The sequence below is a fragment of the Nostoc sp. DedQUE08 genome (genome assembly GCF_034530895.1).
Lineage (GTDB): Bacteria > Cyanobacteriota > Cyanobacteriia > Cyanobacteriales > Nostocaceae > Nostoc.
Genome location: NZ_JAVRCD010000018.1, coordinates 1 through 15,547 on the forward strand (window position 1 = coordinate 1; position 15,547 = coordinate 15,547).

The following is a 15,547-nucleotide window of genomic DNA, read 5'->3' on the forward strand; positions in this document are numbered from 1 at the left end:
GGGCATTGGGCATTGGGCATTGGGCATTGGGCATTGGGCATTGGGCATTGGGCATAGATTATTCTTCTTGTACCCCTGATACTCCCTTATTTTCCTCATGCCTGTACTGTCACCGGATGGCTAACAACACCTCCGTAAAGCAATCCAGAGTCATTCCACGGAACTGTACTCGGTTGTGTATTACCTAAATTGTCAGTAGCACGAGCCTGGAGAAAATATTCCCCAGGAAGTGGGTTCCATTCAATGTCCCAGCGTACCCACGCAAATGGAAAATTTGGTTCTCTCAGTCTTGCAAATTGCCAAGTTTTACCACCATCTAGGCTGACTTCCACACGGATAATTTTTCCTTTCCCAGACCAAGAACGTCCACGTAGTAAGTGGGTTTTAGCAGAAAGAGTAGCTGGCCATGCCAACTCGAAAGCGCTCTTAACATTTTGATAGGTAATCAGCTTACCTTTATATGGTGCGATCGCTGGGTAATCTGCACCAACTAGCACCATTTGCTCTGTTACCCACTGCGTATATATCGGTGTTTGGGAAACTTCAATTCGCTCAATCCATTTAACGTTGGCGTTTCCTCCCCAACCAGGGAATAACACACGGCACGGCTGACCATGATCTGGAGGTAATGGTTCTCCATTCATTGCGTAGACGACGAGCGAGTTATCTGCTAATGCTTTGCTAATTGGAACTACACTGCTGAACTTGGATTTATTTGTCTCCTTAGAGTCCAGCGAATCCACATCTGCACCCTCAACGAGTACGTCTTTCGCTGTGGATTTCAATCCAGCTCGCTCTAATAACATACCAAGTGGTACACCAGTCCACTCAGCCACACCAATAGCCCCAAGTCTCCACCGTGTTCCAGGGAGTGGTGTGTTGTAAGCCTCTTCAAAGAAGCGCCGACCGTTAGCAGCACATTCAATGGCACAAGTGACTGAGATGGATGGCATGGCGATGATTTGATCGTAAGTAAACTCACTAGGGGCAGAAACGCCAGTTCCATGAATTTGCAAACGCCATGTAGACGGATCAAAAGGGAGAGGTGCGCTGCGGTTGTGAACATAGAACCAATCATTTGGTACTAAATAACCACGCCCATACATCGCTTCCCAGTTCATCTCTAATGTACCTTTGCTATGAGAGATATACCCTGGTGGCAATGGCTTAAGTATTTTACTGCCTTTAGTTTTAATAGCTGCCTGACTGTGAGCAAGCGCAGGTTTAGCTAACCCCCCGATGGCTGTAGCGCCAACCATAGTAGCTAGTATTTTCAGAAAGCGCTGGCGCGAAATACCTGCATCTGTGCTTTTTTGCCAGATGCACTGTTCAACCCGTGCCTTTAGATAATCCTCTTGGTCAAAGAGGTTTTCATCGCTCAAGCTATTACCCCCTTGTAATTTATAATTCGTAATTCGTAATTAAGGCACAGAGTAATGAAGGGGCAAAGGGAGATGAAAGAGATAAGGGAGACAAGGAGAAAAACCAATGCCCAATGACGGCAGTTGCTCCACTTGGGGAGACCCCATCGCCCTTGGCGTCTCCCCTTGGGAGAAGACCGCACTGCCTCCCCCATGCCCAATGCCCTAAAAAACTAGCTGTTTATTGCTGTCCAAACACCAGTTATCGGATCTTGTGTGTAGTTAGGCAAATAGTGAGCTAATCCGTTTTTAGCTATTTGAGCGATCGCATTTATAAAGCGATCGCAATCTTCTAATGTATTATATACAGCAAAGCTGGCTCGGATAATACTAGGAATGTTCCGTGTAATTCCTCTGTCTACTTCTTGAGCAATCTCACAGTCTTGTTCGTCTGAAACATTCTTGAGTTTGCGAATGTATTCATAAGTGCAGAAAGCCCCAGCCCGAACCCCAATACCGTATTCTTGTGCCAAAATTTCTGCTACTAAGCGTCCGTCAAATCCATCAATATCAAAGGGAATAACATGGGCTAAATTATCTCCAGGAATATGTAATTTGACACCAGGAATCAGCCCAAGCCGTGTATATGTAAATTCAACTAGAGAGCGTTCATACTGAGCAATGCGATCGCGCCCTACTGCTTCGATAATTTCAATCGCCTTGGCAATAGCGATCGCACCCATTGCGTTTGGTGTTCCGGGGTCATGGGCCCGTTCTGTATAAAAACGCTTGATCTCTAGGTTTCTAGTGATATAAGGCAAGTTTCCACCCCCAATTTGATAAGGGTAGGAGCTATCAAAAAATTCTTTTGGCCCCAGCAAAACCCCGGTTCCATAAGGGGCATACATCTTGTGTCCAGAGAAAGCTACAAAATCTAAATGACATGGATCGTCATCAGCACACATATCGACTCGTTCATGCTGAATTAACTGACACACGTCAGCGAATATCTTCGCACCATACCGATGTGCTAAAGCTGCGATTTCGTAAATTGGTGGTCTATAACCTGTAATTGTCGAAGCACCTGTAATAGTTACTAACTTAATTTGCTCGGCTTCGGGGAGATTTTGGTGTGCCTTGAAGATATCTTCAATTTCTGCAATACTTACACTCCCATCTGGCTGTGTTCTGTACTGCACAACCTCGTCTCTAGTAACCCAAGGCAGCAGGTTAGATGAATGCTCGATATCAGAAACTAGAATTTTTCCAGGTTTTTTTGCCCAAAGTGTGGCAGCTCCATTAATTGCTTCTGTTGTATTCTTGGCAAAGATTACATAGTTATTTGAAGATGACCCGACAAAGTCACGAATGATGTTTCGACTGGCGTCATATTCTCGTGTAGTGATGATGGATTTTTGCCCAGAACCTCGATGTACGCTGCCATAGGTGTCAAGCATTTCGTCCACGTACTGCTTGAGGGTTGCAAAGGGTGTGGTTGTAGCTCCATTATCCAAGTTCACGTACTTAGCATAGTTTCCGTTAAGAGTTTTAACCTTGAAAGATAGAGACTCATCTGTAAATAACGGTCTGATTTCTTTGTCCCAAAAGCTGTCACAATTTTCTACAAACTGCGGTAATTTAGCATTCTCTTGCTTGATATTTGCGCTCATTGCAAGTATATCAGTCATCTTTAGCACCCCGATTTTAAATTTTGATTTTTTTGAAAAAGCCTAACTGCTGCAACACTTTATTTCGCGCTACAACCAGATTAATTTTCAGTAATTATGGTCTTTATAATTACTTTACTTATAGTAGAAACCGCGGTTATTACAATTATTCTTTAATAAAAAAATTAAAATTAGTATCCGTATTAATGCTCAACTTAAATATTTTTATCGTAAATTAATATACAGTGTAAATATTGTTATTAAGTAATAAAGTATACTTTAAACAATTTTATTCCAGTCATTAAACAAACTTGACGTATTGAAGATAAGTCGATCGAAAAGCTTATAACTAATAAAACCTGCAATTCCCTACTGGCAATGTATTTATCGAGAAAAAAGTCCTCACTAAGTTGAGATTACTCTTTAAAAAAGTTTTATATTTTACTTAAACGAATTGTTACGTCTTTATTAAGACTTTATAAGTATTTATTCGTATTGAGCGATATCTCTTAAGATTGCAGTTATAGCGAAAGCTCTTAGTTGTTTGCTGACATTAAATAGCGATCGCTTCGGATGAGAGAATTATCATTGAAGAGTAGATACTTGTACGGACATCTATATCTAAATCTAAGTACTCAATCAGGAATTACAAAATGTATTTCAGAAAAAATCATATTTTATATCTTAAGACAGATGCGATATTAAAAAATAAAGTATATTAAGGCAGTTTTTTATGTAAAAAACTTCATCAGCCAGCCAATACAGTTTAATTTTTAATGTATCGGGTTTCTCCTCGCTCTGGCCTATCTTCAAAGGCGGCCAGAGTTCCCCTTCCACCTCTTCTTGACGGGGCAGAGCATCATAATGTTATAACGGCATCAGTCTAGATACAAAATGGGGAACACCAATTGATAATTAATTGCTGGTGCTTGGAGAGAGTTAAACTTAGCTTCTAGAGCAAACCCTGATTAGACACAGTTGATAAGCAATGCTAATGCCAGCACTGCTAAATATTTTTAAGCAGGTGAGTCAAGAGTGATGAATGAAGCTGACACCTCAAACAAGGGGGCTGTGATGGAATCCCTAAATTCTGCTAATTCGCCACAATCAGAGCAGGCGAATTGTCCCTTTTACTCAGTTGTGCCTAATGACAATATGACAGTTAAGAAACTGCCACTCCTCATGCCAGCTGAAGATACACAATTTTCACAAGATACCACCCAGCAGGACTGGGTTGCAGAGCCTGAAAGCGGCAAACAAGCACTTATTGACTCGGAATTTCAAAAATTGCTGGCATTGAACGAAGAATTACGTGCGGCTAACAATAAATTGTATGAACAAGTGGAGCAGCTAAAAGACAACCTAGCTGAGTCAGAAAAGGTTTTGCAGTGGCAGAAAACGCGTTCTAGCGTTAGTGAGTCGATGCTCAACCAACACACTCAGGAACTAGCTGCGGCTCAAGAACAGATAAAATCTTTATTTCAACAATTAGAAACTGCTGTACAGACTGTTCAACGTCAGGAAATTTTCACTGATACTTATAAAGCACAGCTACAAATTAGCCAACAACGCCTAGCCCAGTTAGAGCGAGAATGTACGTTGCTACACACTAATAACAACGAACAATCTCAGCAGTTATTGCAATCAGAAAATGTTTGTCGGGAGTTACGTACTAGACTGATGCGACAACAACGCCAGACGCTGCAATTCAAAGCAGCTTTGGAAAAATGTCTAGATACCTCGGTTCCTAGCTATGACTCCTTAGAGGATGCTGCCAAACATCCTAAAGACATAACTAGTAGCCAAGGAAGATTTTCTAGAAAAGCTCGGTCTTTGTTTCCTAACGCCCAGCCAATTCAACCTTGGTCAGGAGAAGAAGAATCATTAAGTAACGATCTAGATAATTCTTGGGGTGAACCTTCAGCACCAATTCCATTCCAAAGAAATGAAGCTCCTGCAACACCGCCATCATCTCCTTGGAACTGGACAGTTAAGAAAGACACGCCAACACCAACACAACCCGCGCCATCTCCAAAAGTTGATGATCCAGATACAACTGAAGCGGTTTCACCTGCGGATTCATCAAATTTAGATCGGCAATTAGATAGTTTAATCCAAATGTTTTTCACCTCCCAGCCTGCATCTACATCACCACCACCTGCTGCGAAAACCGATGTTAGTGATGTGCCTATTTGGGAGACTTTAGCAACAATCTTAGAAGACGATGAGGAACTAGAAAATCCACACGAGGAAGATTTGAAGGCAGAAATTAATCCTTCTGCAACTACCTCTACTTCTTGGACGACGGATTCTGTGCTTTCACCAGCTAATAACTTACTGCTTTCCTCTAATCCATCTCACACCGAAACGCCTGTTGGAGAAACTGAAGACTACTGGTTAGAAGTTTCTCAATTGTCAGCAAGTGATTTGTCCTCAGAGTCATTAGGTGATAACACCAATGATGACAATTCACCTTCACCAGTAGTTTATCCCCAGCGCCCACCCAAGGGGCGTAAATCATTGGCATCTGTAGAACTGCCGAATTTTCGCCCCAAGAGTTAGGAGAGACGCGATTAATCGCGTCTGTACAAGTGATTAATGCCTAATGTTCCATGCTCCATTCCTAATTCAGAATTCTTGCTTCTGACTTCGGAATTATGGCTTCTGGGTTGGTTTTTGCTACCTGACTTGACGATCGCGGTTTGCCTGTGGCGATCGCATAATTAATCGCCAATAACCACAGCCACAAGCTTGGATTTCGGGGTTCTAGCCAAGAACCTACCCGGTTTAAGAAGCGCGGCAACCACGGGCTTAATAAAGCATTAACCAGGGCATGACGACCGAAGTTGAAATAACTACCAAGCCATCGCACTAAATCTCTAGGGCCAGCAAGTTCCCAAATCCATAAAAGCAAGGCAGGATTTTTCCTGGCTGCTTTCAGTGCTAAACGGTTAAAGGTTAACCAATCACACCGATCTTTGATGAAGTTATCTGCCACCTCTGGCGGTTCGTCTGCTAACAGCCCAAAAAAGGTATTGAGCATGGAGTTAATCCGTTGTGGTGGTAAAAATTTCCCTGTGGGAACCATCATCCCTTTGGAAAATAGCCAAGTCACAGAAACGTTGCTTTGGTAGGCGCGAATTTGGTTCAAGTGGCGGAAACTCAACAAGTCATGTTTGAGGGCAGTATCCAAGAGCGTTGTTAAGCGCTCTAAGTTGCGAACTAGGGAACCAAAACCGGTGAAAACGAGGGGAGATTGGAGTGATGCTGCATCACCAATCGCCATCAATCGATCGAAGGCAACTGTGCGATCGCGACTCCCCACACTAAAATGCCCTGGTATATACCCAAATGTCGGCTTTTTCCACACCAATTTGTCCATATCGCACCTGCGATACTCTGGCAAAATTGTGAAAAAGTCTTCGTACATCTCCAGCAAAGAACCGGGATTTTCAGCATTGACTTCGTGGTAATGAAATAAATAAATCGTCAGTTCCTTATCTGCTGCGGGAAACAATTCCCAAATCAACTGCCTTCCCCGCGAAATATCCCCATGACTGTAAAGAACATCCCCATATTGGGAATCCCATACCCCTGGTTCAAATCCGCTCTCAATTGCCGCTCCCACTGTCGGACAGACACTATCAAAGGCACGACCACCATTTAATTGCCAAGCGATGGGGGAGGCAGTTCCCATTGCATCTATTAGCAGTCGTCCACTTACTTGCTTCTCAATCTGACTGGGCAAGTGCTTGACTTGCAAAACTACCTGTGATATATCAATATCTGCACGGATAAATTCTGTTTCATCCCAAATTTCACCGCCTGCCGCTTGCAGTTTTTGCCCACACATTTGGAGCCATTTGTCGGAATCCAAGCCTAAATTTAGGACTGTGGGTGTGTGGAGGATGGGCGATCGCAGTTTGGCTGGATTATTAGCATCAAAAAACTTATTGAATCCGTCTTTGTATTCCCTGGCAATGATGGTTTCTAACTCAGCGGGGGTGAGTAAACCCAAGTTAACCAAGCTTTGAATCTCGTCGCGGGAAATATTCCATTCTCGGTTCATCCGCCCAAAGGGCATTCGTTCTACCAGCAAGACTTTATATCCGAGTTTTGCCATCAGTGCTGCATGGATTACGCCTAATGCGCCGCCAATGTAGATGATGTCGTACTGGGCATAGGGCATGGGGGATGGGGCATTGCTTATTTCCCCCCTGCTCCCCTGCTCCTCTGCTCCCTTGCTCCCCTGCTCCTCTGCTCCCCTGCTCCCCTGCGAAAACACCACTTGACGCGGCTGTTGCGGATTCCGCACCCCTTCGCGCCATCGTTGTTCCCACCAATAGGCACGAGTTAGGTCATATTCACCGTTGGGCATTTTCTGAAAATACTTGACGGTAAGGGGGTAAGTAGAGCCTAGTACGGTAAATATTGATTGCTGGGATAAATCAATTGTTGGCGGTTCTGGGTAATGATGCGGAAAACGGCTTCTGATTTCCTTGGTCAAGCGTTGCAGAATTTGTCCTTCACTGGGAAAAGGTTGTTCTGCCCAGCGAAACACTTTCAGATAGGTAGTTCGTTGCACCGACCAGACAAATACCGAAAGTTCTGTAGGCAAGTTTTCGGAAGGAGCCACTCCAGTATCTGTAGTAGCACTAGCTATTCTAAGGCGAAAGCCTTCCGAAGTAAGCACTTTTTCTCCATTTCCAGGTTCAAAATCTGTTTGTAACCAACTACGCACAGTTTCTGTTTCTGGAGTTGGAACTTCTAAATAAAGGATTTCTTTCATTTTTTCCTGACATCTCCCATCAATCTACTCACTAAGACAGATTTTCTTAAGGCATAAAGTAAGGTAAACTCCGCCCTATTAGTTTCGTAAAGATTCAGTGAAGAAATTTTAAGAGTTTGTCAAAGTTATTGTTCATTTTGTATTTCTGTAAACCCACGCCATGAATTATCCCATTCCAGACAGTCCCCAAGAAATTATTGCTCTGCGACAACAGCCAATTGATGAAGAACTAGTTGCCAGTGCGATCGCTGGAGTAATTAAAATTGTCCGCGCTCAGGGTCAATCTTTGGAAGAATTGACCGCTCAGTTGTTAGCAGACGATCCACTACTGGATCGGGAACAACGCCGCTGGTTAAGCCAATTAGTTGCCCAATCCTGGGAAAAGTTCTCCTAAAATCTTGCATAAAATGAAGTTTTGGTCGCAGCATTAGATTTCTATATCTGTACCTAAATGTTGGCGATGCCTGCGGCGGGCTGCGCCTACGCATTGTCGGTATAGGAGTAATAATAATGGTCAGTATGGGATTGGCAATTGGGTTACTATTTTTGTGTTCGTGGCACAGAAGCCACTAAATTAACCATATCAGCGTTTTACATTGCTTATAAATTTTACAATGTTCTGAAACAGAAAGACCTCTGCTTTACGCCAGAGGTCTTTTTTTGGGAGCAATCTTGATACTATTTGTTGAACAACGCCTCAACACATAAATTAATTGAGCGATCGCTAACTAAGTAAAAATAAATACATTTGCAAGCCTTGACAAAGAATAATCGTAGTCAGCGGCTCTAGCCATTTAAAATCTTATGCAGAGCGATAAATCGCTCACTACGAACAAAAGTTTTATCTCATAGCACAAGCTTTGGTGATTAGGACATCAACAGATGATAAAACTTAGACACAAAAAGACTTTTCACCCAGTCCCCAGTCCCCAGTCCCTTGCTATAGATTTAATGATGTCTACCGATTTATCTACTAACGATCGCTTTCAACCCATCAATCTTTTTGAGTACGAAAAGCTAGCAAAAGAATATCTATCTCAAACGACACTTGATTACTATAGCAGTGGTGCTTGGGACGAAATCACATTACGAGATAATCGTGCTGCCTTTGAGCGAGTCAAGCTGCGACCTCGGATATTAGTCGATGTGAGCGATCGCAATCTAAGTACCTCCATTTTAGGACAACCCCTGCAACTACCTTTGTTAATTGCACCGATGGCTTTTCAATGTCTAGCCCATCCAGACGGAGAAGTTGCCACGGCCCTAGCTGCTGCATCAGCTGGTGTGGGTATGGTGTTAAGTACAATGGCAACAAAGAGCATTGAAGAAGTGGCGACTGCATGTAATCAGTTTCCAGATTCTCTGCGGTGGTTCCAGCTTTACATCCATAAAGACCGGGGATTAACTCGTGCTTTGGTAGAAAAAGCCTATAAAGCAGGTTACAAAGCACTTTGTCTAACTGTGGATGCACCCGTTCTCGGACAGCGCGAGAGAGATAGACGTAATGAATTTGCTTTACCTCAAGACTTACACCTGGCTAATCTTGCTAGTATCTCAGGACTAGATATTTCCCATGAAAAAGGCGAATCTGGATTATTTACTTATTTTGCCCAACAGCTAAACCCAGCAGTAACTTGGGACGATTTGGAATGGTTGCAGTCTTTATCTCCATTACCTTTAATTGTTAAAGGAGTTTTACGCTCAGATGATGCCGTGCGGGCTGTAGAATATGGAGCCAAAGCAATTGTTGTTTCCAATCATGGTGGCAGACAACTTGATGGTGCGATCGCTTCTTTAGATGCCCTCGCTGAAATAGTAGCCGCAGTGGATGGTAAGGTAGAAGTAGTGTTGGATGGCGGCATTCGTAGAGGCACAGACATTCTCAAAGCTCTGGCATTAGGAGCAAAAGCAGTACTAATCGGACGACCTATATTGTGGGGACTAGCCATAGCAGGGCAAATCGGCGTATCTCATGTCATTTCACTGTTACAAGATGAGTTAAATGTGGCAATGGCACTTAGCGGCTGTGCCAAAATGCAGGATATTGACCCTAGTTTATTAACCCTGCCACGCTTTTAGTCGGAGAACTGTTAGAAATGTGATTCCAGCAAAACTTTCAGAAATAATTTTCAGACTTGTTACAAAATCCCTTAATTAGAGTATACTAGTTAAGGTTAGATACAAGGGCGGGTGGCGGAATTGGTAGACGCACCACACTCAAAATGTGGCGGCCTTACGGTCATAGGAGTTCGATTCTCCTCCTGCCCACTACCAAACAAGTACTAAAGAGGTTAAAAACTTATGCGCCTGAAAAGATGGGAATCTCCCCGTAAAGAAGGCAGAAATGATAAAGGTAGAGGCGGTTCTGCTAGGAAGCGTCAACTAAAAAAACAAAGGCAAATGTTACGCCAAAGACTTAAAGAAAGTAACAAGCCAGACAATAGCAAAAACGATAGACCAGGGAAAGATAAATTTATCTTTCCCTTATTTTTTGGGCTTTTATTTCAGAAAAAAAGAAAATTTAGAGATTTTTCAATACAGACACTACATTATTATTAAATCTGTAATAAATTTGGAAATTATTATAAGAGAAAAGAAAATTATTATTTTTTAAAATATACTAAATTAATTCAACCTCTTAAGCGCATATTGACGTATAAAACCCGCAGATTAACTGGTTAGCATTTTACATTTATACTTAAGTAATTAAGTAGTGTATACTACTTAATATACAGTTTGTCTCTAGGAATTTATCGCAATTATAATGCTTGGATGAACTAACTGAAAATTAATTATGAAGGAAGTATGAATTTTGTCAAGCAGTGTCTAAAATCCTTAACATAAAACAGTAAGCTAGGACACAACAGTAAATAATTCTAGTATTACCGATTAAGCCAAAAGTATACTAAAAAGGCAATTGCACCTCCACGTGTTAACTTCCAACAATCACACAAGTTTACAAAAAGTCAGGAGTCATCCAATCTAAATATTAAATCGTTGTGATTGGTCTAGGTAATCTATGAATTGTTTTCTTGGATACAGGAGTTATTGATGGTGGCGAGAGTGCTTCTACCTACTAAAAAAGTGCTTGATTTTCCTATTACTGCTTTACGGTTTGACGAGCAGATACAAACAATACTGAAGTGGGCGAGTAGGCGTGAGAGTAAAACAGTATATGTAGCCAATGTACACATGCTCATTGAAGCCCATTGGAATCCAGAGTTTGCCATCGTATTGCGAAATGCAGATATAGTTACTCCTGATGGTATGCCTCTGGTGTGGATGATGCGAAAAATGGGAGCGCTTTACCAAGACCGTGTGGCAGGGATGGATATTTTTCTCGCCTTGTGTCAGCTAACTCAAACACAAAATCTGAGCATTTTCTTTGTAGGTTCCCAAACAGAAATTCTTTCTAGGATGCAAAACAGGTTAGAGAAGGAATTTCCGCAGATAAAGATTGCGGCAATGGAACCTCTACCCTTTCGTCCCCTAACTGAAATTGAAGACGAAGCCTTGGTTAAAAAGATTAACTCTAGTGGTGCTAGCGCTGTCTTAGTGTCTTTGGGATGTCCCAAACAAGAAAATTGGATAGCTCAACATAAGGGCAAAATACAAGCTGTAATGATTGGACTGGGTGGAGTTTTTCCAGTTTATGCCGGAATTCATAAGCGCGCACCCCGCATAGTTCGAGACTTAGGACTTGAATGGCTGTATCGATGGATTCAAGAACCGCGCCGACTTTGCGGCCGCTATGCTAAAACTATTCCACTCTTTATATGGCTGGCTACTAAGCAACTACTGTCATCAAGTCGGATTGCAGGGGTCTTCCTTCACGAGACTGGAGACTAAAGAAAAAGAAATAGGTTAAGACAGACTCAAAGCGGTTCATTATCAAGAGAACCAGACTTTAGATGCTAAGGAAAAAATCTTCTGCTTAAAGCACGAAGATTCATCGCTTCAGGTGAACCGTTGAAAGAATTCAAGTACAAGGATTCCCACCAATCACTATCCTGCTGTAAAAACCCATTATCTGAAATCAACTATTAAAGTACTTGACATTAACCCAGGACTAAGTGTTATATTAACCATAGTGAAATTATTGGGGCGTCGCCAAGTGGTAAGGCAGCGGGTTTTGGTCTCGCCATCCCTGGGTTCGAATCCTAGCGCCCCAGTTCATCTAAAGACAGGTATGATAACCTGTCTTTTAGAGTATTTAATTGAGTTTTTAAGATGTATTTCAATGCATCTAATTCTGTAAATGTTACTTATCAGGGGATTTGAGAGCTTGATCTAGGGTCTGCCTAGCTAGTTCTGCTTTAGCTCGCGCTTCTTGGTAACGCACATTAGCTTGGGCAAAGTTTTTGAGAACTTTAAAACCTTCCTTGAGTCGAGTCATTTCCTCTTCTGTCACCGAGTCATCGGTAAATAGAATATCAACAGCTTTACGAATTTCCAACGCTTCAGATCGTGACTCCTGAACTTTCAGTTTGAGCGTGGCCAGGTTACTCAGAATCTGGACAGCTTGTGTAATCGTATCTTCACCATTAGCAGTATCAATAGTTGACTCTTTTACCTCAATTAATTGTTGAGGGCCAAATCCTTCTTCCAGTTCCGTGGGTAGCTTACCTGCATCCATCAGTTCCATTAGCTGATCCATTGCTTTATCACGAGCTTTGGATGAATCTTTTCCAGAAACAGTAAGGATAATTTCTGGGCTTTGAGCGAGAGTGTATTGAACCATATTTGAGCAGTAAATTTGCTGATTTAACCAAGCTGAGGCAAGTAATTATATCATTTTGCGTGTCCGATCGTTTGTTGATTGTCTAGTCAATTAAAGAGTTGAAGACCGAACGTCAACACTTTGAATTTTGAATTGTTACCTCTATCCCAGCTAAGTCGCTCAAAATAAAACTTTATACTTAAGAAAAGGAATAATTTTCAATAGGAGGGGAGAGCAATGGCTCCCAGTCCCACCATCATGCAGGCTGTGGAACAACTGGGCTACCGTGTCACTGTTGGTGATGTGGCAACTCAGGCAGGATTGAACGTCGCTGAAGCTAATCAAAGCTTGTTAGCTCTGGCATCTGATGCTGGCGGGCATTTGCAGGTAGCGGATTCAGGTGATATAGTTTTCCTTTTTCCACAAAATTTTCGAGCAATTTTGCGTAATAAATTCTTTCGGCTACGATTGCAGGAATGGTGGAAAAAAGTCTGGAGTGTTCTGTTTTACCTGATTCGCATTTCTTTTGGAATTTTCTTAACTGTTTCCATCGCTCTGATAACTATTACCATCTTTATGATCGTTACTGCTGCCAATTCAGACCGTGACGGGGACAATCGAGGCAGTAATTCCGGCGGTGGGGGCTTCTTCTATTTTCCAAATTTATTTTGGTATCTTAGCCCAAATTATGACACCCACTACCAGGAACCGCGACGTGGAAACCAAGAAGAAAGCAATCTAAATTTCTTTGAAGCTGTGTTTTCGTTTTTGTTTGGCGATGGTAATCCAAACGCCAACTTAGAAGAACGTCGCTGGCAAGAAATTGCTACGGTGATTCGGAGTAACCGTGGTGCAGTGGTAGCAGAACAAATTGCCCCATATTTGGATGACATTGGCGAAGGATACACAAGAGAGTACGAAGATTATATGCTGCCCGTTCTGACGCGGTTTAATGGGCAACCAGGGGTAAGTCCAGAAGGGCAAATTGTTTATTATTTCCCAGAGTTGCAGGTGAGTGCAGTTAAAAAGCGTCGTCATGCAATATCAGATCGTTTAGAGGAATTTCCTTGGCGTTTTAGTGCCGCAAGTTCCGGGCAAATTATGCTGAGTGCTGGGTTAGGGATACTAAATTTTGTTGGTGCTTTAGTACTGGGAAGTTTATTGAGAGATGGAACTGTTGCCGTCCAGTTAGGTGGACTGGTAGCTTTTGTACAAGGAATTTATTGGCTGCTATTGGCTTACGGAGTAGGTTTTTTAGGTATACCGTTATTGCGTTATTTCTGGATTGGGTGGCGTAATCGCAAAATAGGCGATCGCAACCGCGATCGCCTTTCCAGAGCAAGGGTATTGGCAAGTCCTGACACACTTTTGCAACAAAAAATCAACTATGCTCAACAATTTGCAACAGAAAAAGTCATTGGCAACGAAGATTTAGTGTATTCTAGCGAAACTGACTTACTCGACCAAGAAGTTGAACGTTCTGCAAAAATTGATGCTGAATGGCAACGGCGCTTAGAACGTGGGAGTGGGGAATAGGAAGCAGAGGGGCAGGGGAGCAGGGGAAGCAAGGGGACTTGGGGACTTGGGGACAAGGTGACAAGGTGACAAAAGTTTAGAACTTACAACAAGTCTTTCCCCTTGTCCCCAATTCTCCTTGTCTCCAAGTCCTCTTTCCAATGCCCAACGCCCAATCCCCAATCCCCAATCCCCAATCCCCAATCCCTGATTACTTCGCCTGAATTGGTGTTAGAGCTACACCTTGATAATAATGTCCCAAAATTTGCAGATGGTTCACTCCTTGCCGAGCCAGATTGTACGCCCCCCACTGACTCATGCCTAAAGCATGACCATAGCCAAGCCCTTGCAGTACAAAACTACCATCAGCCCCCTTAGTGACGCTAAATTTGGTACTTTTTAACTTGAGGGCTGTTCGCACTTCTTCACCCTGTAGCACCTTCGTGCCCTTGTTACCGACAATTTTTAAAACTTTAACACTGCGAAAAGGTGAGTATGTTTCTGGAATCATCGCCGTCACGCTGCCCACTTCAGGAAATTTAGCGCTAATTTCACTGGGCGAGAAAGTTTTTACCCAATTACATTCGCGGATATTTTGATCGTAGTCTTGAACAGCACGTAGATAAGGTTCGCTGCTTCCCCAAACATCTTCTACGTTTTCAGTGTGTCCCCCAGAACAAGCGTGGAAGACTGAGAGAATAATCCGGTTTTTGTAAGTTAGTACTTGCCCTAGAGTAGAATCCACTGCGGCGTAAGTAGCAGGAGATTCACTGATGACACCTTTGTAAATTTGCCAGCGATCGGGGGTATTGCCTAAATCGTAAACGGGATTATTGCGTTGTCTTTCTCGTTCGTAGAGGGCGTAAGTGCGGGCTGCGATCGCTTGGGCTTTTAGTGCTTCTTGGGGCCAGCTAGCATCCATTTCCCCACCGAGAACGCTGTAGAGATATTCTTGATCGTCAACCCAGTTAACAGCCGTTAAGCCTTTTTCTGTGGGGACAACCAGAGTTCTGCCTCGATACCAGCGATCGCCAATATAAACAAATCCTTTACCAGTTGGCTCAATCCAAAATAAACCAGACTGCCACTTATCTAAAGCAACTCCGCCAGGAACGGCTTGGGCATAATATGCGCTCATCGCTGGCAACTGTCCGAGAGTCCGGCCAGTACTATCCTTAACAATCCCAGTGGTGGAACTGCCTACTTTTACCTGATTAACACCCCTCTCAATTGCCACGCGTAAAATTACAGACGCTTGGGCTGGGGCAACCAAAGCAATCCACAAAAAGATACTTACCCACCAATAACGTACTTTAATCTGAGAAAATAAGGAGCCTAAGTAAAGTTGGAATTTCATACCGATCATCTAATCACACTAGTATCTAATTGACGCTCTGGATTATGGCGTCTACTACTTAAGATGAGACAGTTCTCCAACGCGGGAGGTTGCCACCTCCTACTAATTATGCATTTTGCTTTAAATATAAGGTAGAAA

At 42.8% G+C, this 15,547-nt stretch carries 11 protein-coding genes and 2 tRNA genes; 8 read left to right on the plus strand and 5 right to left on the minus strand.

Annotated elements, in window-relative coordinates:
• Window positions 1-95 precede the first annotated feature (95 nt).
• Both RMY64_RS14105 and RMY64_RS14110 read right to left on the minus strand, forming a co-directional pair.
• Window positions 96-1,382 (minus strand): sulfite oxidase, encoded by a 1,287-nt coding sequence (locus tag RMY64_RS14105; RefSeq protein WP_322673628.1) that lies wholly within the window; start codon window positions 1,380-1,382, stop codon window positions 96-98.
• 212 nt (window positions 1,383-1,594) lie between these two features.
• Window positions 1,595-3,049: an aminotransferase class V-fold PLP-dependent enzyme gene (locus RMY64_RS14110; RefSeq protein ID WP_322673627.1), complete on the minus strand. Its 1,455-nt coding sequence runs from the start codon at window positions 3,047-3,049 to the stop codon at window positions 1,595-1,597.
• Between the two features lie 1,017 nt (window positions 3,050-4,066).
• Between RMY64_RS14110 and RMY64_RS14115 the strand changes: the two genes are divergently transcribed.
• Window positions 4,067-5,590 (plus strand): hypothetical protein, encoded by a 1,524-nt coding sequence (locus RMY64_RS14115; protein WP_322673633.1) that lies wholly within the window; start codon window positions 4,067-4,069, stop codon window positions 5,588-5,590.
• 61 nt (window positions 5,591-5,651) lie between these two features.
• Here RMY64_RS14115 and RMY64_RS14120 read toward each other — a convergent pair whose 3' ends face one another.
• Window positions 5,652-7,817 (minus strand): flavin-dependent dehydrogenase, encoded by a 2,166-nt coding sequence (locus RMY64_RS14120; RefSeq protein WP_322673626.1) that lies wholly within the window; start codon window positions 7,815-7,817, stop codon window positions 5,652-5,654.
• Between the two features lie 160 nt (window positions 7,818-7,977).
• Between RMY64_RS14120 and RMY64_RS14125 the strand changes: the two genes are divergently transcribed.
• The 6 genes from RMY64_RS14125 (at window position 7,978) to RMY64_RS14150 (ending at window position 11,989) form a co-directional block, all read left to right on the plus strand.
• Window positions 7,978-8,211, plus strand: coding sequence for a hypothetical protein (locus RMY64_RS14125; RefSeq protein ID WP_322673625.1), 234 nt, complete (start codon window positions 7,978-7,980; stop codon window positions 8,209-8,211).
• Between the two features lie 560 nt (window positions 8,212-8,771).
• Window positions 8,772-9,896 carry an alpha-hydroxy acid oxidase gene (locus RMY64_RS14130; protein WP_322700392.1) on the plus strand — a complete coding sequence of 375 codons (1,125 nt, stop codon included), beginning with the start codon at window positions 8,772-8,774 and terminating at the stop codon, window positions 9,894-9,896.
• A 105-nt stretch (window positions 9,897-10,001) separates the two neighbouring features.
• Window positions 10,002-10,085 (plus strand) — tRNA-Leu (locus tag RMY64_RS14135).
• 33 nt (window positions 10,086-10,118) lie between these two features.
• Window positions 10,119-10,376 carry a hypothetical protein gene (locus RMY64_RS14140; RefSeq protein WP_322700346.1) on the plus strand — a complete coding sequence of 86 codons (258 nt, stop codon included), beginning with the start codon at window positions 10,119-10,121 and terminating at the stop codon, window positions 10,374-10,376.
• 492 nt (window positions 10,377-10,868) lie between these two features.
• Window positions 10,869-11,666: a WecB/TagA/CpsF family glycosyltransferase gene (locus RMY64_RS14145; RefSeq protein WP_322673623.1), complete on the plus strand. Its 798-nt coding sequence runs from the start codon at window positions 10,869-10,871 to the stop codon at window positions 11,664-11,666.
• A gap of 251 nt (window positions 11,667-11,917) precedes the next feature.
• Window positions 11,918-11,989, plus strand: a tRNA-Gln gene (locus RMY64_RS14150).
• Between the two features lie 89 nt (window positions 11,990-12,078).
• On the opposite strand, the gene RMY64_RS14155 is transcribed toward RMY64_RS14150, so the two are convergent.
• On the minus strand, window positions 12,079-12,558 hold the full coding sequence (locus RMY64_RS14155; protein WP_322673622.1) for a hypothetical protein: 480 nt from the start codon (window positions 12,556-12,558) through the stop codon (window positions 12,079-12,081).
• Between the two features lie 216 nt (window positions 12,559-12,774).
• Here RMY64_RS14155 and RMY64_RS14160 point away from each other — a divergent pair, with 216 nt between their 5' ends.
• On the plus strand, window positions 12,775-14,073 hold the full coding sequence (locus RMY64_RS14160) for a hypothetical protein (protein WP_322700347.1): 1,299 nt from the start codon (window positions 12,775-12,777) through the stop codon (window positions 14,071-14,073).
• 190 nt (window positions 14,074-14,263) lie between these two features.
• Here the strand turns inward: RMY64_RS14160 and RMY64_RS14165 are convergent, their stop codons facing one another.
• The gene (locus RMY64_RS14165) at window positions 14,264-15,409 is read right to left on the minus strand and encodes a SpoIID/LytB domain-containing protein (RefSeq protein WP_322688816.1); all 1,146 of its coding nucleotides are present in this window, start codon (window positions 15,407-15,409) and stop codon (window positions 14,264-14,266) included.
• Window positions 15,410-15,547: the final 138 nt, after the last annotated feature.

Coding starts and splice junctions, on each gene's coding strand:
- RMY64_RS14115 (WP_322673633.1), top strand. CDS start 4,067: ATGAATGAAGCTGACACCTCAAACAAGGGGGCTGTGATGGAATCCCTA.
- RMY64_RS14120 (WP_322673626.1), bottom strand. CDS start 7,817: ATGAAAGAAATCCTTTATTTAGAAGTTCCAACTCCAGAAACAGAAACT.
- RMY64_RS14155 (WP_322673622.1), bottom strand. CDS start 12,558: ATGGTTCAATACACTCTCGCTCAAAGCCCAGAAATTATCCTTACTGTT.
- RMY64_RS14125 (WP_322673625.1), top strand. CDS start 7,978: ATGAATTATCCCATTCCAGACAGTCCCCAAGAAATTATTGCTCTGCGA.
- RMY64_RS14110 (WP_322673627.1), bottom strand. CDS start 3,049: ATGACTGATATACTTGCAATGAGCGCAAATATCAAGCAAGAGAATGCT.
- RMY64_RS14130 (WP_322700392.1), top strand. CDS start 8,772: ATGTCTACCGATTTATCTACTAACGATCGCTTTCAACCCATCAATCTT.
- RMY64_RS14145 (WP_322673623.1), top strand. CDS start 10,869: ATGGTGGCGAGAGTGCTTCTACCTACTAAAAAAGTGCTTGATTTTCCT.
- RMY64_RS14165 (WP_322688816.1), bottom strand. CDS start 15,409: ATGAAATTCCAACTTTACTTAGGCTCCTTATTTTCTCAGATTAAAGTA.
- RMY64_RS14140 (WP_322700346.1), top strand. CDS start 10,119: ATGCGCCTGAAAAGATGGGAATCTCCCCGTAAAGAAGGCAGAAATGAT.
- RMY64_RS14160 (WP_322700347.1), top strand. CDS start 12,775: ATGGCTCCCAGTCCCACCATCATGCAGGCTGTGGAACAACTGGGCTAC.